Below are 18,505 nucleotides of genomic sequence, written 5' to 3'. Positions count from 1 at the left end.
CGTCGTTACGCGGGTGTGCGGGCGACGACGTGGAGGTGGGCGCGGACCCAGGCGTTGAAGGCCTCGGGGCGTTCCTGGTTGGAGAGGTGTCCGGCGCCGGAGAGGGTGACGTAGACGGATGTGCTCAGCCCGCCTGCGATGGCCTGTGATTCGTCGGTGCCGGTGATGGTGTCCTGTTCGCCGCAGAGGACGAGGGCCGGTGCGGTGATGGTGGGGAGGTCGTCGGTGAGGTCGGCTTCGGCCATGGATGCGGCGGCGTATCCGTAGCCGGGGGTGCGGATGGAGGCGGCCATGGTGGCGACGACGCGTGCGACGAGTTCGGGGGGTGCGCCGGCGGAGACGAGGCGTGGTCCGCGGGTGGCGGCGAAGGCTTCGGGTCCCTGGTCGGCGAGTTGTGCGGCGCGTCCGCGCATGGCCGCGGCCTTGCCCGGGTCGGTGCCGGAGCCCCGGCTGGAGTCGGCGACGATCAGGGAGGCCACCAGTTCCGGGTGGCGGGTGGCGAGGCGCAGTGCGATGACGCCGCCCCAGGAGACGCCGAGGACGTGGGCGGGGCCGCCGTGTGCGCGGATGAGGGTCGCGGCGGTGTCGGCGTAGCCGTCGAGGCCGGGGGCGTGGGCGGGGTCGGCGGAGTCCGCGTAGCCGGGTGCGTCCCAGGCCACGACCCGTACCTGGTCGGCGAGCCCGTCGAGTTGGGGGGCGAAGGCGGCGGAGGAGGAGCCGATGCCGTGGAGGCAGAGGAGCAGCGGGGCGTCCGGGTCGCCGGCTTCCCGCGTGTGAACCCCGGCGACGGTGGCGACGGCGGCGGCGGTCACAGGATCTGTCCTGCGCGGCCGACGACGGCGCCGAGGCTGCGGAGCACGGCGTGCGGGACGACCTGGCTGGTGGCGGGGTTGGTTTCGTCGGGCCGGTGGGCGACCTCGAAGCGGTAGGTGCCGTGCGGGCCGGCCGCTTCGATGACGTGCCGGGTGAGGGTGGCGGCCGGGTCGGCGACGACGACGACCTGGACGAGGGAGGGGTCGCCGGTGGCGAGGGCGACGGATGCGGCGACGTTCGTCGACTTGGGGAACTTCACCGGGACGTCGACGGCGGTGCCGCGCATCACCTCGACGGGTTCGGTGGTGGTCCGCAGCCGTTCGGTCAGTTCCGCGTCCATCCAGGGCTGGTGGAGGGTGGCGGGAAGCTTGGTGGTGGTGAGGGTGACGGAGGTGAGGGGGCCGAGTCCGCGGACGGCCTGGAGGAGGTCGAGTCCGCCGACGGCTCCGCCGGTGAAGTAGACGCGTCCGGGTCCGGCGGCGCGCAGCCGGTCGGTGAGTTCGGGGTCGACGAGGGCGCCGGTGGAGGCGATCAGCAGGTCGGCGCCGCTGTCGAGGACGCGTTCGGCCCATTCCCGCACGACGGCCTGGCCCGCTGCTTCGACGATGAGGTCGCAGACGGTGAGGGCGTCCTCGAAGGAGAGCTGGGGTGCGGGGGCGTCGACGAGGGGGCGGTTGTCGATGATGCAGGTGAGTTCGGCGCCGGGGATGCGGCCTTCGGCGAGTGCGGTGCCGACGACGCGTCCGATGGCTCCCCAGCCGACGAGGCCGATGCGGCGCACGGGGCGGGCGGGCCGGGTGGTGGTGTCCGGGCGGGGGGTGAGGGTGGCGGTCATGCGGTCACCTCTTCTGGTGCGTCGGTGGGGGTGGCGAGGGGTCCGGGGTCGGGGGTGCCGGCCATGTGGCTGCGGATACCGGGTGAGGGCGGTCCGGCGGTGCCCCACAGGTCGGAGAGGTCGGGGGTGCGTCGCCAGACCTTGGCGATCCAGGCGTCCTCGACGATCTGGGCGACTTCGGAGGTGTACTCGCAGACGAGTCCGGCGGGGTCGGTGAAGTACGAGAAGGTGTTGTTGCCGGGGCCGTGCCGGCCGGGCCCCCACTGCGGGTTGATGCCGTGGTGGCGGAGGCGGCCGAGGCCGCGCATGAAGTGGTCGATGGACGTCATCTCGTAGGCGACGTGGTTGAGGGAGGTCCACTCGGCCTGGTTGAAGGCGATGCAGTGGTGGTCGGCGTTGCAGCGCAGGAACGCCATCCGGTGCTCGGACCAGTCGGAGACGCGCAGGCCGAGGACCGAGGTGTAGAAGGCGACGGCGGCGTCGATGTCCGTGGTGTTGAGGACGGTGTGGGTGACGCCGACGGGGACGGCGGCGTCCCGGCCGCGCGGGGTGACGGCGTGGGTCTGGGCGCTGAGTTCGATCAGCCGGCCCTCGGGGTCGGTGAAGCGGAGTCCGTATCCGCCGCCGACCTGGTCGAGGGGGCCGGGCCCGGCGACGGGGACGATGGAGCGGGCGAGGAGCCGGCGGGCGGCCTCGTCGATCTCGGCGGGGGTGGCGACGGCGAACGTGATGCGGCCGAGGCCGTTGGTTTCGCCGCGGGCGAGGTGGAGGACGTGGTGTTCCTCGCCGGTGCCGCGCAGCCAGGTGGCGTCCGTTTCCTGTTCGACGGGTTCCAGGCCCCAGACCTCGCGGTAGAAGTCTGCGGACTCGGTGAAGGCGGGGGTGCGGAGCTCGACGGAGCGCAGGGCGCGGAGCCGGGCGACGGGTGCCGGCAGGGGGCGCGGGGTGTTCTCGTACGGCATGGGGGGCTCCGTGTTCTTCTCGCTCGGCTTCACTGGGCGGCCCAGGGCAGGGGGGTGGTGTCGGTGGCCCAGTAGAGGGACTTCTGCCGCTGGTAGCCGCGGATGAGGTCGCGGCCCTTCTCGGTGCCGATGCCGCTGTCCTTCAGCCCGCCGAACGGGGTGGAGATGCTGAACTGCTTGTACGTGTTGATCCAGACGGTGCCCGCGTCGATGCGGCGGGCGAGGCGCCAGGCTCTGGCGTGGTCGCGGGTCCAGATGCCGCAGGCCAGTCCGTAGACGCTGTCGTTGGCCTGGGCGACGAGGTCGTCCTCGTCGTCGAAGGGCAGGGCGACGACTACGGGTCCGAAGATCTCTTCCTGGCAGACGCGGGCGGTGTTGGGCAGGCCGTCCAGGACGGTGGGGAGGTAGTAGGCGCCGTCGCGGTACTGCTCGCCGTCGGGGGCCGCTCCCCCGCACCGGACGGTGGCGCCTTCCTCGCGGGCCAGATCGACGTAGGCGGCGACGCTGTCGCGGTGGCGGTGGTGGACGAGCGGGGCGACCTGGGTGTCGGGGTCGGTGCCGGGTCCGACGCGCAACTTCTCGGTACGGGAGACGAGTTCGCCGAGGAACTCCTCGTAGCGGGCGCGGGCGACGAAGAGGCGGGAGCCGGCGATGCAGCTCTGTCCGCTGGAGGAGAAGACGCCGTACATGACGCCGGCGAGGGCCTGCTCCAGGTCGGCGTCCTCCAGCACGATCGTCGGGGACTTGCCGCCGAGCTCCAGTGAGACGGGGATCAGTTTGTCGGCGGCGACGTGGGCGAGGGTGCGGCCGGTGGCGGTGCCGCCGGTGAAGGTGATCTTCTCCACGGCCTTGTGGCGGACGATCGCGTCGCCGATGACGCTGCCGCGGCCGGGCAGGACGGAGAGCAGGGCGGTGGGCAGCCCGGCCTCGGTGAGTGCCTGGTGGACGAGGCGGCCGAGCGCGAGGGCGACGAGGGGGGTCCACTCGGCGGGCTTGAGGAGGACGGCGTTGCCGGCGGCGAGTGCGGGGGCGAGTTTCTGGGCGTCGCTGGCGATCGGCGAGTTCCAGGGGGTGATCGCGCCGACGACGCCGATGGGTTCGTGGACGCTCATCGTGACGTACGGGCCGCGGGAGGGGGTGAGGGTGTCCTCGGCGGTCTCCAGTGCGGCGGCGGTGTAGCGGAACGTACCGGCGGCGCTGAGGACGAGGGCGCGGGTCTCGGTGCGGCATTTGCCGGTGTCGGCGGTCTGCAGGGCGGAGAGCCGGTCGGCGCTCTCCTCGACGAGGTCGGCGATGCGGTGGAGCAGCCGGGCGCGGAGGTGGGCGGGGAGCTCGCGCCAGGCGGGGTCGTGTGCGGCGCGGGCGGCTGCGGTGGCGGCCTCCTCGACGTCGTCGAGGGATGCGGCGTGCACGGTGGCGATGACCTGGCCGGTGGCCGGGTCGACCGTCTCGATGAGGGCGCCACGGCCCTGTCGCCACTGCCCCGCGACCAACACCTCGTCGGCAAGCATCAGTTGGCCTCCTGCAATCGAATCGGTTACCTCAGGGCTAAAAATCTAAGCGCTTAAGTAATTGTCCGCAAGCCCCCTCGGCAAAATCTCCCTTTGCCTCCGAGGGGCTTGACGGACGCCACCCTCGGACCGGTAAAACTTAAGCACTTAAAAGCTAGGCACTTACAGAGTCCAGTGGGTGACTTCACAAGCTCACGAGCGCCGTGCGGCCGTTCCCACCCGTACGCTCAGCTCATCCCCGTCCCCTCTGCCACCCCGTACACCTGGCTCCCCAACCGCTCCGGCCCCACGCGGAGCAGGAGGAACCCCTGGATGAGCACCGACACCTCGAAGGACGCCGCCGCCCCCGGCTCCTCGCCGGCCGGCACCACCCGCGCCACCATCGCCGCCCGCTTCGAGCGCCTGCCGCTCTCCCGCTGGCACGTCACCGTCCGCCTGATCGTGGGTGTCGTCACCTTCTTCGAAGCCTTCGACCAGCTGCTGATCGCCTACGCGCTGCCGGAGCTCCGCGACGAGTGGCAGCTGTCCACGGGCGACGCCACCGCGGTCCTCACGGTCGGCTCGGCCGGCATGCTCGTCGGCGCCCTGCTGTCGGGACGGCTCGCCGACCGCTACGGCCGGGTGAAGGTGATCGCGTACTGCGTGGCCGCATCCGGCGTCGCGAGCCTGGCGCTGACCGCCTGCACCTCACTCACCCCGTTCCTGGCCCTGCGCTTCCTCCAGGGGCTGGCCATCGGGGGCGAGGTGCCGGTGGCGGCGGCCTTCATCAGCGAGATCACCCGGAGCTTCAAACGGGGCCGCTTCGTCCTGCTGTACGAACTCGTCTTCCCGGCCGGCCTCACCATCGGCGCCCTGGTCGCGGCCTGGGTGGTCCCGGCGGCGGGCTGGCGCGTGATGTTCGCGATCGCCGCCGTGCCCGGCCTGCTGGCCTTCCTCGTCCAGCGCAAGGTCCCGGAGTCGCCGCGCTGGCTGGCGGAGCGCGGGCGGCTGGAAGAAGCCGATGCGGTCATGACCGGGATCGAGGCCAAGGTATCGGCGGCAACGGGCGAACCACTCCCCCGCCCGGTCGCCTCCGCCTCCACCGCCCCGGCGCCCGCCGCAACGGCCGCCACCCCGGCGGAACGCGCCGCAAGCGGAATCCGCGGCCTGTTCACCGGCCGGTACCGGCGCCGCACGCTCGTGGTCGGCGTGATCTGGTTCACCGGCTACTTCGTCAACTACGGCGTGACGTCCTGGCTGCCGAGCATCTACAAGGACGAGTACGGCCTCACCCTCTCCGACGCCCTCCTCTACTCCACGGTGACCTCGGTCGCCGGTCTGCTCGGCTGCCTGATCGTCGCCCTCACGGTGGACGTCCTGGGCCGCCGCCGGATCTTCGCGATCTGCCTCGGCGCCTCGGCCGCGCTCCTGCTGACCCTGGCCGCGCTCGGCGCCGGCACCCCCGCCCAGGTCCTGATCTGGACCTCGCTCTCGGCAGTCGGCTTCTTCGGCTCCAACATCTGCCTGTACCTGTACACGCCCGAGCTCTACCCGACCCGGATGCGCGCCCTGGGCTGCAGCGTCGGCGGCGCGGTCAACCGCCTCGGCGTGATCCTCGGCCCGATCCTGGTGGGCGTGGTCTACGCGGCCGGCGACAGTGTCACCGCGGTGTTCGTGATGCTGGGGGCGGTGGCCGTGGTGGGTGCGGTGGTGGCGGGAACGCTGGCGGAGGAGACGGCGAACCGGCCGCTGGAGGAGATCTCGCCGTGAGGGGTCTCGCCCTCAGTCGCCGCGGAAACTCCGGTACTCGTCGTTCATGAGCTCCCAGAACGACCGGTACCGTACGGCTCCCGGCAGCCAGTGGGCGAGATACCAGGCCTCCCACTCGCCTTCGGGCGTGACGACGTGCGGGTTGAGCAGGTAGACGTCCCCCGCCTCGGGCGTATCGCTGATCTTGAGCATGTCACTCAGATACTCGGTCCGGATGGCACAGCAGTCCTGCTCGTCGCCGTAGACGAAGTACTCCTCGTCGGGCACCTCGATCCGGCCCCGGTCATCACCCCAGCCCCCGACAAGCTCCGGATCGACATCCCCGACCCGGCCGACCTCCCGGGCGGGCAGCAGCCGTGCGATCTCGTTCGTCGTGTCGAGCCACCCGTTACTGGTCTGCAGAAACTGGCGATAGCTGGGCGGCAGCCCGGCCCCCAGACGCTCCTCAAGCCCGGCCAGCTCCCCCGGGGTCGCTCCCGGCCCTCCCAGCCAGCGAGCCGCCCGCACCTCCGCCGGAAACGGCTCATGCCGCTCCTGCTCGTGCAGGACCGGGTCCAGCCACTCGTCACTCCACCGCTGGAGCAGGTCGCGCCAGGGATGGATGCGGCCGTCCTCGCCTCCCCTCACGCCCCCGCGCCGCCCGCCCCGTTCGCCGCCGACTCCTCCGCGATCCGCTCGTGATGGCGGATGACCTCGGCCACGACGAAGTTCAGCAGCTTCTCGGCGAACGCCGGGTCCAGATGGGCGCTCTCCGCCAGCTGGCGCAGCCGCGTGATCTGGCGGGACTCGCGGGCCGGGTCGGCCGGGGGAAGGTGATGGGCGGCCTTGAGGTGGCCGACCTGCTGGGTGCACTTGAAGCGCTCGGCGAGCATATGGACAACAGCCGCGTCGATGTTGTCGATGCTCTCGCGCAGCCGGTTCAGCTCGGCGCCTACGGAATCGTCGATGTCGCTCGTGGTCATGGTCAGTGAGCTTAGAGGGAGCCGGCTACGGCGTGATCGTCGGAGGGTGTTCCGGGTCCGGGACCCGGTCGCTCCAGCCGCCCGGCACACTGCGGCCCTGCTGTTCGCGGAAACGCACCGGTGCCATGCCGACGCGACGGGCGAACAGACGGGAGAAGTACGCCGGGTCGTCGTACCCCACGCGGCGGGCGACGGCCGCGACAGGCAGGTCGCCGGTGGCCAGGAGCTCCTTGGCGCGGCCGAGCCGGATGGTGAGGAGGTAGTCCTTCGGGCTGCAGCCGGCCCCCCGCCGCACCGCCGTGCGCAGTTCGGCGGGTGTCATGCCGTGCCGGGCGGCGTGCTCGGCGACGGAGAGCGACTGGAAGGCGTCACGGGCCAGGGCCTGCAGCACCGGGTCGCCGTCGGGGCTGACGTCGGCGCGCGCCCGGCGGAGCGCGACGAGGAGTTCGTGTACGGCCGCCCCCGTCTCCACCTCCAGCAGCGGATTACCGCGCCGGGCCGCCCGCACCATCCGGCCGACGGCGGCTCGCGGGGCCGCGGTGTCGGCGAGGGGGACGAGGGGGCGGTCCGGTTCGATGTAGCCGAGCTCGGTGTACGTGGCGGTGGCGGGCCCGCTGAAGTCGACGAAGCTCTCGTCCCAGCCGGTGACCGGGTCGGCGCCGTAGTGGTGCGGGGTGCCGGGGGTCAGCCAGATCAGGCTGGGCGCGGTGACGGGCACCCGGCGCCCGTCCGGCCCCGTGAACCATCCGCTGCCCGCGCTGATGACGACGGCCACGTGGTGGTCCAGGGTGCGGGGGCCGACGGTCGGCAGCGTGCCGTGCTGCAGTCCGACCCCCAGGCAGACCAGGCCGAGGCGGTGGTGGAGCGGGCTCGGGGTGAAGAAGCGCATCCAGGTGTGGTACATCGGCCTTCGCTCCTCCGTTCGCGGCCATGTGACGTGCGGCGTCGTGTGCTGCGTCGTGTGTTGCGTCGTGTGCTGCGTCCAATCAGCAGTGATCTTTGTCCATGGACCGGCCGCACGCCAGGGGTGAGGCTGGGCCGTGACATTCCTCCCGGGTTCGCCCGCTCCGTCACACGCCGCGTTCCGCTCGTACCGGGCCGCGCAGCGCGGCGTTCACGGGACCGCGCGCACAGGAGAGAACGAGCACGATGGCTGACTTCACCGTGGGGGACGACCACTTCCGGCTCGACGGGAAGCCCGTACGGCTGCTGTCGGGGGCCCTGCACTATTTCCGGGTGCACGAGGCGCAGTGGGAGCACCGGCTGTCGATGCTGCGGGCGATGGGCCTGAACTGTGTCGAGACGTATGTGCCGTGGAACCTCCACGAGCCGCGGCCGGGCGAGTTCCGGGACGTCGGGGCGCTCGGCCGTTTCCTGGACGCGGCGCAGCGGGCCGGTCTGTGGGCGATCGTCCGCCCGGGGCCGTACATCTGTGCGGAGTGGGAGAACGGCGGGCTGCCCGTGTGGGTGACCGGGCGGTTCGGCCGGCGGGTGCGGACCCGGGACGCGGGCTATCTGGACGCGGTGGAGCGGTGGTTCGCCGAACTGATGCCGCAGGTGGTGGAGCGGCAGATCGACCGCGGCGGCCCGGTGATCATGGTGCAGGCGGAGAACGAGTACGGCAGTTACGGCACCGACGCGGTCTACCTGAGCCGGGTCACGGCGATGCTCGGTGGGTTCGGCGTGAGTGTTCCGCTGTTCACCTCCGACGGGCCGGAGGACCACATGCTCACGGGCGGTTCGGTGCCGGGCCTGCTCGCCACGGCGAACTTCGGTTCGGGTGCGCGTGAGGCGTTCCGGGTGCTGCGTCGTCATCAGAGCGCGGGTCCGTTGATGTGCATGGAGTTCTGGTGCGGCTGGTTCGAGCACTGGGGTGCGCCGCCCGTCGTACGGGATCCGGCGCGGGCCGCCGACGCGCTGCGGGAGATCCTGGAGTGCGGGGCGTCGGTGAACATCTACATGGCGCACGGGGGGACGAACTTCGCCGGCTGGGCGGGTGCCAACCGCTCGGGGCCGCTCCAGGACCAGGACCTGCAGCCGACGGTGACGTCGTACGACTACGACGCGCCGATCGACGAGTACGGGCGGGCCACGGAGAAGTTCCGCCTGTTCCGGGAGCTCCTCGCCCCGTACGCGGACGGGCCGCTGCCCCCGCTGCCGCCGGAGCCCGCCGGCCTGGCGCCGGTGCGGGCCGAGCTGACCGAGTGGGCGCCCCTGTCCGATGTGATGGACGCGCTGGGCGACGAGGAGCGGGCGGCGTCCGGTGTGCCGCCCACGTTCGAGGAGCTGGGGGTCGACCGCGGTCTGGTGCGCTACCGGGTCGCGGTCCCGGGTCCGCGCCGCCCGTACACCCTGGGCGTCTCGGGCCTGGCGGACCGGGCGCTGGTGTACGTGGACGGGGTCCGCAGGGGCGTCCTGAGCGAGGAGAACGGCACCCTGGCGGAGCCGGTGGCCGGGCCGGCCGAGGTGGAGCTGTGGGTGGAGTCGCTGGGCCGGGTCAATTACGGGCCGCGCCTCGGCGAGCCGAAGGGGATCACCGGGGGCGTGCTGCACGAGCGCCAGTTCCTGCACGGGGTGCGGGCGCGGGCGCTGCGGCTCGACGCGTTCGACGAGCCGGCCGGGGTGGCGGGCGTCCCGTTCGTGCCGGTCGACGGGTCCGGGGGGACGGGTCTGTACCGGGGCACGTTCGAGGTCGCCGATGTGTCCGGCGCCGGGCATGCGGGGCTCGAACTGCCGGGCTGGACGCGTGGGTTCGTCTGGGTCAACGGCTTCTGCCTCGGGCGCTACTGGTCGGCGGGCCCGCAGCGGACGCTGTACGTGCCGGGTCCGGTGCTGCGGGACGGCGTGAACGAGGTGTGGGTGCTGGAGGTGGAGGGCGCGGCGGCACCGTACGCGCTGCTGGGGCCGGGTGTGCCTGTACGGGCGGGCGGCCCGGCGGACGCCGAGGCCTGACGGGTCGCGCCCGCCGCGGTCTACAGTGGTGAGGAGTTGAGCGTCGCGAAGTGGGGGTGGGGACGTGCCGGACAGCCCCCGAGGAAGCCCGGTGGTGCACGGTTTCCCGCATCTGGCCACCGTCCGCTCGGCGATCACCGCGCTGTACCGCCGTCTGTCGTACGACGGTGTCCACCGCTTCGCCCCGAGTCTCGCCCCCGCCGATGCGGCGTTCGCCGACGCGGACGACCTGCATCTCGGTGCGCAGCGGGTGGCGCGGGCGATGGTGCAGCATCTGCGGCTGCCCGATGCCCGGATGGTCGTGGCGTTCCGTGCGATGGAGCATGCGGGAAGTGTCGAACTCGCGGCGGGGCCGGAGTACTTCATCGAGCTGAACGACCGCTTCCGTACCCATCGCCGGGACATCGGTGCCGCGTTGTCGCACGAGGTCATGCATGTGCTGCTGCACCGGCTCGGCCTGGAGTTCCCGGGGACGCGTGACAACGAGATCCTCACCGACACCGCGGCGGCCTATCTGGGAGCGGGGTGGCTGTTGCTGGACGCGTTCCGGGAGGACGCCACGTCCAGCCAGAAGCTCGGCTATCTCACCCCGGAGGAGTTCGGGTACGTGCTGGCCAAGCGCGCGCTCGCCTTCGACGAGGATCCCTCGCCGTGGTTCACCAGCCCGCAGGCGTACACCGCGTACACCAAGGGCCGGGCGCAGGCCCTGCGCGAGAGTGCGCAGCCACCGCTGACGGCCGCGGGCTGGGCGGGCCGGCGCCGGTACGCCAAGGACCGGCGGTACGCCCAGGACCATCCCGGAGCGGCTGCGGCCCCGGGTCCCGGGGTTCCGTACGCCTTCGAAGCCGGCGGGGACGGACTGCGGGTCGCGTTCCCGTGCCCGACCTGCCATCAGCGCAACAGGGTTCCGGTACGCGGCCGGGTGCGGGCGCGGTGCGCCCTGTGCCGGACCGTGCTGGACTGCACCACCTGAGAGGGTCCGGCACGGGCAAGAGGCCCTGGCGCGCGGCGTATTACAGTCGAAATATGACAGAAGTTCCGATGGCGGCGGCAGGGGGCGGGCCGAGCCTGTTCGATGCGTTGTACGAGGGTGAGAACGCCGTCGTACGGCTGCTCCGCGCCGGTGTGCCCGCCGAGTCGGTGGATGAGGACGGTGCGAGCGCGCTCTATCTCGCGGCGGTGTCGGACCGGCCGGGGGTGGTGCGGCTGCTTCTCGCGGCGGGCGCCGATCCCGACCGGGCGTGCGGTCCCGAGTCGGGCGATCTGCCGCTGTGCGGGGCGGCGTGCGGCGGGCACACGGAGGTGGTCGAGACGCTGCTGGCGGCCGGGGCGCGGCCGGATCTGCGCGAGCAGTTCGGGTTCACGGCGCTGCGGTGGGCGGTGGGGCTCGGTCACGCGCGGACCGCCGAGGTGCTGCTGGCGTACGGCGCCGACGCGTGTCTGCCGGGTCCGGAGGGCGAGTCGCCGCTGCTGCTCGCCGCCCGTCGGGGCTCTCTGCCGACGGTCCGCGTGCTGCTGCGGCACGGTGCGGGGGCGGCGGAGGGCGCGGTCGAGGAGGCGCTCGGCGAGGCGAGGCGCATGCTGGACACCGACCTGGAGCAGGAGATGCGGGCGGGTCTGCGGGAGTTGTACGGGGACGGGGACGCGTACGAGGTCGTGGTGGACCGGACCGTCGTCGACGGCGGGGAGACGCTGACCGTCGAACTGGTCCGCGACGGGCGGCCGTCCGCGGGCCGGGACCAGCAGACGGGGCACGGCGCGATCGCCACGGTGCTGGAGAGGGAGCTGGGCCTCTCCGCACCTTTCGAGGAACTGGCGCGGCGGGCTCTGCGGTCCGGTGGTCCGGAGCTGGAGAACTGGCGGGCGTCGGCCGAGGCGCTGTGCGAGCGCGGCGGGGAGGAGACCCGCCAGGTGGCCGCCGCATGGTGTGCGGCGGATGATCCGTTGCGGCGGGCGTTCGGTGCGGAGGTGCTGGCGCGGCTGGGGGCGACTGAACAAACCCGTCCGGGCGAAAAAACAAGCCCGTCCGGCGCTTGAGGACGGAAGCGGTGCTGCGGGCGAACCCGGCTGCCGCTCCGTCCTCAAACGCCGGACGGGCTGAAATGTGACTGCTACGCCGCGCGACGACCCCGTGCAGGCGCGCCACCGCGGCCGGCGCCACCGGCGCGACCCGCGCCCCCGGAGCGACCGGCACCGCCCGCACCGCCGGAGCGAGCCGCACCACCCGCACCGCCGGAGCGACCCGCACCACCCGCGCCACCGGAGCGACCCGCGCCGCCCGTACCCTGCGCACCGCTGCCACCGGCAGCGCCGGCGCCACCGGCACCACCGCGTCGGCCACGGCCACGGCTGCCCGAGCGGAAGCCGCCCGCGGAGCCGGTACCCGTGCCCGTGCCGCCGCCGGACCGCGTGCGCGGCTTCGGCTGGGTCGGCTGCGGGACCTCGATCACGATCGCGATACCGGACGGTTCGCGTGCCCCGGTGATCCGGGTGAGCTCCTCGTCGCTGGACTTGATCCGGGTGGTGCGGGGCGCGATGCCCGCGTCCTGCATCAGCCGGGTCATCTCCCGCTTCTCCTCGGGCAGCACCAGCGTGACGACGCTGCCGGACTCCCCGGCGCGCGCCGTGCGTCCGCCGCGGTGGAGGTAGTCCTTGTGGTCGGTGGGCGGGTCCACGTTGACGACCAGGTCGAGGTCGTCGACGTGGATGCCGCGGGCCGCCACGTTCGTCGCGACGAGCACGGTGACCTCACCGGTCTTGAACTGGTCCAGGGTCCGGTTGCGCTGCGGCTGGGAACGCCCGCCATGCAACGCGGAGGCCCGTACACCGCTGGCGAGCAGCCGCTTGGCGAAGCGGTCGGCGGCACGCTTGGTGTCGACGAACATGATCACCCGGCCCTCGCGGGCGGCGATCTTCGTGGCGACGGCCTTCTTGTCGGTCTCGTCGAGCACGTGGAGCACGTGGTGCTCCATGGTGGTGACGGCACCGGCGGACGGGTCGACCGAGTGCACGACGGGGTCGGTCAGGAACATCTTGACCAGGCGGTCGATGTTCTTGTCGAGCGTCGCGGAGAACAGCATCCGCTGTCCGTCGTCCTCGACCTGCTTGAGCAGGGCGACGACCTGGGGCATGAACCCCATGTCGGCCATCTGGTCGGCCTCGTCGAGGACCGTGATCGCGACGTCGTCCAGGCGGCAGTCGCCGCGCTCGATGAGGTCCTTGAGGCGGCCCGGCGTGGCGACGAGCACCTCGGCGCCGCGGCGCAGGGTGCCGGACTGCTTGCTGATCGACATGCCGCCGACGACGGTGGCCATTCGCAGGTTGACGGCGGTGGCGTACGGCGTCAGCGCGTCGGTGACCTGCTGGGCGAGCTCGCGGGTCGGGACGAGGACGAGCGCCAGCGGCGCCTTCGGCTCGGAGCGGCGTCCGGCGGTGCGGGCCAGCAGTGCGAGGCCGAAGGCGAGGGTCTTGCCGGAGCCGGTGCGGCCGCGGCCGAGGATGTCCCGGCCGGCGAGCGAGTTCGGCAGGGTGGCGCCCTGGATCGGGAACGGGTCGGTGACGCCCTGCGCGCCAAGGGTTTTCAGCAGGGCGGCGGGCATGTCCAGCTCGGCGAACGCCTCGACGGCGGGCAGCGCGGGGGTCATGGTTTCGGGCAGGGCGAACTCACCCTGCGGCGGCGTGGCCCTGCGACGGGGTGACGCCTTGCCGGATCCCTTGCCGGAACCCTGTGCGGTTGCCTGTGCCTGGGCCGTGCCACGCCCCCTCGACGGGCGATTGCGGGCGGGACGGTCCTGACGTTCGGAGCGGGTCATACGGAATTGCCCTCCTGGGGATTCCTGGGGAACTACGTGGGACTGCTGGGACTGAGGGAGAGTTCCGGGGATGCGTGCGTGGGCATACGGACGGACCGCTGTACGCGGCGCGCGGAACTCTCGGGACACCCCGGGGTGCTTCGTCGCACCCGGTGCTTGGGCGCCGAACGGCGCCCGGTCTTTGCGTTACTTCCCAGGGACAGCACAAGCCGGGACCCGCACCGTCACGGTGCGGGCCCCGGCTGCGAGGTACGCGTCCGGCAATTAGGCCGGGACGATGTTCTCCGCCTGCGGGCCCTTCTGGCCCTGCGTGACGTCGAAGGAGACCTTCTGGCCCTCCTGGAGCTCACGGAAGCCCTGGGTGGCAATGTTGGAGTAGTGGGCGAAGACGTCAGCGCCGCCGCCGTCCTGCTCGATGAAGCCGAAGCCCTTTTCCGAGTTGAACCACTTCACGGTTCCAGTAGCCATGTCATTCTCCTAAAACAGGTGCAGTGCCGGAAATCCGCACTTTACGAATTCCAAGTCGCCGCATTGAGCCCCACCCGGAGAAAGCCGGAAAACATTAAAGCGCCTGAGGAAGCATTCCCGTCAGGCGCACATAAAGTTCATGGGTACCAAAACTGCAACCGGATCACCGTAGCACGATCTGCCGACCAGCGGTGGGACACGCCGCGCAGTCGACCGGCGGATCTTCGGCCGAACCCTTGGGGCGTCCGGCCTGCAGCCGTCCGAAGCCGTCCCGAAACTGTTCGAACCTGTTCCCGCCGACCGGGTTCAGTCACGCAGGGCGATGCCGTCCAGGACCATCGAGAGGTACTGGCGGGCGATCTCCTCGGGGCTGTGCCGACCGCCCGGCCGGTACCAGGACGCGGCGACCCAGACGGTGTCGCGGACGAACCGGTAGGTGAGCCGGATGTCGAGATCGGCGCGGAAGGTCCGGTCGGCGACGCCGCGCTCCAGGGTGCCGAGCCAGGCCTTCTCGAACTTCTCCTGGGACTCGACGAGGTACTGGAACCGCGGCTGGGCGGCCAGGTGCCGGGCCTCCTTCTGGTAGATGGCGACGGCGGCGCGGTGCCGGTCGATCTCACGGAAGGACTCGGTGACGAGTGCCTCGATGGTCTCCCTGGGCCCGAGCCCGGCGTCGAGGACGGCGTCGTACCCCTCCCAGAGCTCGCCCAGGAAGGTGGAGAGGATCTCGTCGAGCATCGATTCCTTGGAATCGAAGTGGTAGTAGAGGCTGCCCGCGAGCATGCCGGCCTCGTCCGCGATCCTGCGGACGGTCGTGGCGTTGTATCCCTGGGCGGCGAACACCTCGGCGGCGGTGGCGAGCAGTTCGCCACGGCGCTCGGGCGAGGGGGTCACCTGGGGCTTCTTCTTGGTAGGCACCCGCCCATTCTCCGCCCGGCAGGCAACGCCGCGGACACCGCGTCACCCGCCTCCCGGAGCGGTCAGGGTGCGGTGGCCGCCGAGCCGTCGTCGTTTCCCCTGCCGCCATCCCCCGTCCGGATTCCCAAGGACGGTCGCGGACCGTCCGGACAGATGCCGACCGGGTCCCGGCGTGGTGTGCTGGAGGAGGGTAGAGGCCGCCGTCCGGGCGGCGGGGAGGACCGCTCCCGCCTCCGAGGTGAGTTCACATGGCGATCTTCATGAAGGCAAAGCTGCCGGGCATGACGACGGACCAGTACGAAGCGCTCAACGCGGAACTTCAGGCACTGCCCGGCGACACCTTCGCGGGCTGCCTGTCACACGTCTGCGTCACCACCGATTCGGGCATCGAGGTGTACGACCTCTGGGAGTCCGAGGAGGCCATGGACAAGTTCGGCGCGGTGATGATGCCCGTCGCCGAGAAGCAGGGACTGCCCGCCGCGAGTGAGCGCCCGACGGTCTCGCAGGTGCACCGCTACTGGCTGCCGGGCTCGTAACCCGACAGCGTGACCAGCGCCGCGTATCCCTGCGTCCGCAGCACGCACGACGCCCTGCTCCGCACCGACACCGCGTCGTAGCGGCCGAGCCCGGTGTCCGTGCCGTCGATGACGGCACCGTCCTCCAGCGCCACGGCCAGCACCGCCCCGCCCTCCGGCGCCATCAGCCGGAGGGTGCCGCGTACCACCGCCGTCTCCGCCCGGACGCGGTCGCGTCGGTACATCACGTTGAGGTTCATGACCGGGCCCGCCAGCAGCCGGCCGTCGGTCTCCAGGTCGCCCGGGAAGTCGTGCGGCCAGTACGGCTCGTCGACGATGTGGTGCTCACCGCCCACCATCAGGTCCATCCCGGCCCCCTCCACCACGGTCAGGGTCCGGTCGACGCCGGGGAACACGGAGAACGGCCCGTCCTCGGCCACATCGGCCAGGCTGACCCGCCAGTCGAAGGCCTCGGTCGTGGCGCCGGGGGACGCGGCGATCTCGCGTGTGGTGCCCCCGCCGTTCTTCCACGCCACCGGTGTGCGGCCCGCCGCACGCAGGATCCTGAACGCCTCGGCGGTCATCAGGGGGCTCCGATCGTCGGGAATGAGGAAACCTGAGCCTAAACCCGGGTGCCGCCCACTCCCCCGGGTTCGCTATCTTGATCGCCGCCGCCCCCCACCGGCCTCTTGTCCGTACACAGATGAAGGAGCCGGCCATGGAGGCCGCCGTCACCACGTGCTATCGCCATCCCTCGTACGAGACGTATGTGAGCTGCACCCGCTGCGAGCGCTTCATCTGCCCGAACTGCATGCGCGAGGCGGCCGTCGGCCATCACTGCGTGGAGTGCGTGAAGGAGGGGCAGCGCTCGATACGGCAGGCGCGGACGGTGTTCGGCGGTGCGGTGCCCCGCAGTGCGGTGCCGATCGTCACCTATGTGCTGATGGGCCTCAACATCCTGGCCTACCTGGGTGAGCTGGTCCGTCCGGGGATCGTCGACCGGTTCGCGATGACGGGTGCCGGGCTGACCGGCCCGGACGGCATCCCGTACGTCTACGTGAGCGGGGGCATCCCCGGCCTCGACGTGATCGGCGTGGTGGACGGTGAGTGGTACCGGCTGCTGACCGGGGCCTTCCTGCACATGCCGCCGGGCGAATCCACCTTCGGTTCGCTGCCGTTCGGGGTGCTGCACATCGGCTTCAACCTGTACGCGCTGTGGAATCTGGGCCGGGTCGTCGAGGAGCAGCTGGGGCGGGTCCGGTATCTCGCGCTGTATCTGCTGTCCGCGCTGGGCGGTTCGGTACTGGTCTACCTGATCGCACCGTTCGACTCCGTGGTGGGCGCCTCGGGGGCGGTCTTCGGTCTTGCGGCGTCGTTCTACGTCATCAACCGGCGGCTGGGCCGGGACATGCAGGCGGTGAACCGGTTCCTGGCCGGGTTCCTGCTCTGGATGGTGATCTCGGCGGGCTTCACCTCGTGGGAGGGGCATCTGGGCGGGTTGCTCACCGGTGCGGTGGTCACGGTCGTGTACGCGTACGCCCCGGCGCAGCGGCGTGCGCCCGTACAGGCGGCCTTGTGTGTGGTGGTGCTCGCTGTGCTGGTGCTGCTGGTGGTCCTCAAGAGCTCGGCGCTGGCGGGCTGAGCGGGGCCGGGTGCCCGGTCTGACACGATGACGGCATGCGGAATGATCACTCCGTGCCGGGGGCCGTGCGTTCCGGTGCGGTCTCCCTGGTGCGGCGGCTGCACCCCCTGGACTGGCTGGCGGGCGGGTTGCTCGTCCTGGGCCTGGTCGCCGCGGCGACCGGGCTGCTGCCCGCCGGCCCGGCGGCCGACCAGATGCGGCGTATCGGGCCGCTGCTGGCGTTTCTGGCCACCGTGATCGTGCTGGCGGAACTGGCGGGCCGGGCGCAGGTCTTCGATGTGGTGGCGGCGTGGGTGGCGCGGGCGGGCCGGGGCCGATATCCGCTGCTCTTCGGGCTGTGTGTGGCCTTCGCCTCGCTGACCACGATCACGCTGAACCTGGATACGACCGCGGTCCTGCTCACCCCCGTGATGCTGGCGCTCGGCACCCGGGTGGGGATCGCGGCCCTGCCGTTGGCGATGACGACGGTGTGGCTGGCCAACACGGCGAGCCTGCTGCTGCCGGTGTCGAACCTGACGAACCTGCTGGCGGCGGACCGGGTGGCGCTGTCACCGGCCGGTCTGGCCGGGGTGATGTGGCTGCCCCAGCTGGCGGCGATCGGGGTGACGGCCGGGTGTCTGTGGGTGTTCTACTGGCGCCGCGGCCGTCGCGGTGCGGACCGCTACACCCCGCCCGCGCTGCCCGTGCCCGGTGACCCGGTGCTGCTGCGGATCTGTGCGGTGGCGTGCGGCGGTTTCCTGCTGGCGATCCTGCTGCTGAACGTGCCGCTGTGGTCCGCCTCGCTGGTCGCGATGGTGGTCGTGGTGGCGGCCTATGCGGTGCGGCGCCGTGAGGAGCTGAGCCTCTCGCTGGTCCCGTGGCGGCTGCTGGTGCTGGTCCCCGGGATGTTCCTGGTCGTGGAGACCGTCGGCGCGCACGGGCTGCACGAGCTGCTGGTGCGGGCGCTCGGCTCGGACAACGGCTTCGTGGGCATGCTGCGGTCGGCCGGGGTGGGCGCGGGGCTGTCCAATGTGCTGAACAACCTGCCGGCGTACGTGGCGGGCGAGGCGGTCATCCCGGCGGACAACCACGACCAGCTGCTCGCCCTGCTGATCGGGGTCAACGTGGGGTCCGTCGTCACGCCGTGGGGTTCGCTGGCGACCCTGCTGTGGTTCGAGCGGTGCCGTTGGCAGGGGACGCGGATCGATGTGCGGCGCTTCGTCCTGACCGGTCTGGTGCTGTCGGTGACGGCGGTGTCCGCCGCCACCTGCGCGCTGGCTCTGGTCACCTGAGGAGCGGGGCGGCGACCTGCCCCGGGATGCGCCACGGCGCCTGCCGAATCGTCCGGTCGGGGACGGGCAGGCGCCGCGTTCAGTTCCGTACGCCG

At 71.9% G+C, this 18,505-nt stretch carries 18 protein-coding genes; 7 read left to right on the top strand and 11 right to left on the bottom strand.

From position 1 onward, the window contains the following. Positions 1-5: 5 nt before the first annotated feature. The 4 genes from OG912_RS26940 to OG912_RS26925 are packed head-to-tail and all read right to left on the bottom strand — an operon-like array spanning position 6 to position 4,121. A complete protein-coding gene (locus tag OG912_RS26940) occupies positions 6-812 on the bottom strand; it encodes an alpha/beta fold hydrolase (RefSeq protein WP_327711610.1) in 807 nt (268 codons plus the stop codon). Then, on the bottom strand, positions 809-1,648 hold the full coding sequence (locus OG912_RS26935) for an aspartate dehydrogenase domain-containing protein (protein ID WP_327711609.1): 840 nt from the start codon (positions 1,646-1,648) through the stop codon (positions 809-811). Before OG912_RS26935 ends, OG912_RS26940 begins: the two co-directional genes overlap by 4 nt. Next, on the bottom strand, positions 1,645-2,610 hold the full coding sequence (locus OG912_RS26930; protein WP_327711608.1) for a VOC family protein: 966 nt from the start codon (positions 2,608-2,610) through the stop codon (positions 1,645-1,647). Before OG912_RS26930 ends, OG912_RS26935 begins: the two co-directional genes overlap by 4 nt. A 29-nt stretch (positions 2,611-2,639) precedes the next feature. Beyond that, positions 2,640-4,121 carry an aldehyde dehydrogenase gene (locus OG912_RS26925; RefSeq protein WP_327711607.1) on the bottom strand — a complete coding sequence of 494 codons (1,482 nt, stop codon included), beginning with the start codon at positions 4,119-4,121 and terminating at the stop codon, positions 2,640-2,642. 312 nt (positions 4,122-4,433) lie between these two features. Here OG912_RS26925 and OG912_RS26920 point away from each other — a divergent pair, with 312 nt between their 5' ends. Next, the gene (locus OG912_RS26920; protein ID WP_327711606.1) at positions 4,434-5,870 is read left to right on the top strand and encodes an MFS transporter; all 1,437 of its coding nucleotides are present in this window, start codon (positions 4,434-4,436) and stop codon (positions 5,868-5,870) included. A 12-nt stretch (positions 5,871-5,882) separates the two neighbouring features. Here OG912_RS26920 and OG912_RS26915 read toward each other — a convergent pair whose 3' ends face one another. The 3 genes from OG912_RS26915 to OG912_RS26905 are packed head-to-tail and all read right to left on the bottom strand — an operon-like array spanning position 5,883 to position 7,736. Next, on the bottom strand, positions 5,883-6,497 hold the full coding sequence (locus OG912_RS26915) for an SMI1/KNR4 family protein (RefSeq protein WP_327711605.1): 615 nt from the start codon (positions 6,495-6,497) through the stop codon (positions 5,883-5,885). Further along, positions 6,494-6,832, bottom strand: coding sequence for a chorismate mutase (locus OG912_RS26910; protein WP_326735645.1), 339 nt, complete (start codon positions 6,830-6,832; stop codon positions 6,494-6,496). The genes OG912_RS26915 and OG912_RS26910 overlap by 4 nt, the downstream gene beginning before the upstream one ends. Before the next feature lie 25 nt (positions 6,833-6,857). Beyond that, positions 6,858-7,736, bottom strand: a complete 879-nt coding sequence (locus tag OG912_RS26905; protein ID WP_327711604.1) for a helix-turn-helix domain-containing protein — start codon at positions 7,734-7,736, stop codon at positions 6,858-6,860. A 245-nt stretch (positions 7,737-7,981) separates the two neighbouring features. Here OG912_RS26905 and OG912_RS26900 point away from each other — a divergent pair, with 245 nt between their 5' ends. From OG912_RS26900 to OG912_RS26890, 3 genes are all read left to right on the top strand, one after another. Then, positions 7,982-9,784: a glycoside hydrolase family 35 protein gene (locus tag OG912_RS26900; protein ID WP_327711603.1), complete on the top strand. Its 1,803-nt coding sequence runs from the start codon at positions 7,982-7,984 to the stop codon at positions 9,782-9,784. Between the two features lie 64 nt (positions 9,785-9,848). After that, complete coding sequence (locus OG912_RS26895) at positions 9,849-10,757, top strand: hypothetical protein (protein ID WP_327711602.1); 909 nt, start codon at positions 9,849-9,851, stop codon at positions 10,755-10,757. A 53-nt stretch (positions 10,758-10,810) separates the two neighbouring features. Beyond that, on the top strand, positions 10,811-11,821 hold the full coding sequence (locus OG912_RS26890; RefSeq protein WP_327711601.1) for an ankyrin repeat domain-containing protein: 1,011 nt from the start codon (positions 10,811-10,813) through the stop codon (positions 11,819-11,821). Between the two features lie 74 nt (positions 11,822-11,895). On the opposite strand, the gene OG912_RS26885 is transcribed toward OG912_RS26890, so the two are convergent. The 3 genes from OG912_RS26885 to OG912_RS26875 all read right to left on the bottom strand — a co-directional run bounded on the left by OG912_RS26885 (position 11,896) and on the right by OG912_RS26875 (position 14,982). After that, positions 11,896-13,596 (bottom strand): DEAD/DEAH box helicase, encoded by a 1,701-nt coding sequence (locus OG912_RS26885; protein WP_327711600.1) that lies wholly within the window; start codon positions 13,594-13,596, stop codon positions 11,896-11,898. A 264-nt stretch (positions 13,597-13,860) separates the two neighbouring features. After that, complete coding sequence (locus OG912_RS26880; RefSeq protein WP_015607926.1) at positions 13,861-14,064, bottom strand: cold-shock protein; 204 nt, start codon at positions 14,062-14,064, stop codon at positions 13,861-13,863. A gap of 306 nt (positions 14,065-14,370) precedes the next feature. After that, a complete protein-coding gene (locus OG912_RS26875) occupies positions 14,371-14,982 on the bottom strand; it encodes a TetR/AcrR family transcriptional regulator (RefSeq protein ID WP_326735651.1) in 612 nt (203 codons plus the stop codon). Between the two features lie 248 nt (positions 14,983-15,230). Here OG912_RS26875 and OG912_RS26870 point away from each other — a divergent pair, with 248 nt between their 5' ends. Continuing rightward, positions 15,231-15,518: a hypothetical protein gene (locus tag OG912_RS26870; RefSeq protein WP_327711599.1), complete on the top strand. Its 288-nt coding sequence runs from the start codon at positions 15,231-15,233 to the stop codon at positions 15,516-15,518. Here the strand turns inward: OG912_RS26870 and OG912_RS26865 are convergent. Next, entirely contained in the window at positions 15,497-16,081 is a 585-nt protein-coding gene (locus tag OG912_RS26865) for a HutD/Ves family protein (protein ID WP_327711598.1), read from the bottom strand. The genes OG912_RS26870 and OG912_RS26865 overlap by 22 nt on opposite strands. A gap of 134 nt (positions 16,082-16,215) precedes the next feature. On the opposite strand from OG912_RS26865, the gene OG912_RS26860 reads away from it, so the two are divergent. Continuing rightward, entirely contained in the window at positions 16,216-17,139 is a 924-nt protein-coding gene (locus OG912_RS26860; protein ID WP_327711597.1) for a rhomboid family intramembrane serine protease, read from the top strand. Between the two features lie 35 nt (positions 17,140-17,174). Continuing rightward, a complete protein-coding gene (locus OG912_RS26855) occupies positions 17,175-18,410 on the top strand; it encodes an SLC13 family permease (protein WP_327711596.1) in 1,236 nt (411 codons plus the stop codon). The last annotated feature ends 95 nt before the right edge of the window (positions 18,411-18,505 follow it).

Origin of the sequence: Streptomyces sp. NBC_00464, from assembly GCF_036013915.1 — a bacterium.
GTDB lineage: Bacteria > Actinomycetota > Actinomycetes > Streptomycetales > Streptomycetaceae > Streptomyces.
Note: the sequence above shows the minus strand (reverse complement) of the source record. Positions and strands in the feature narration are given on the sequence as shown.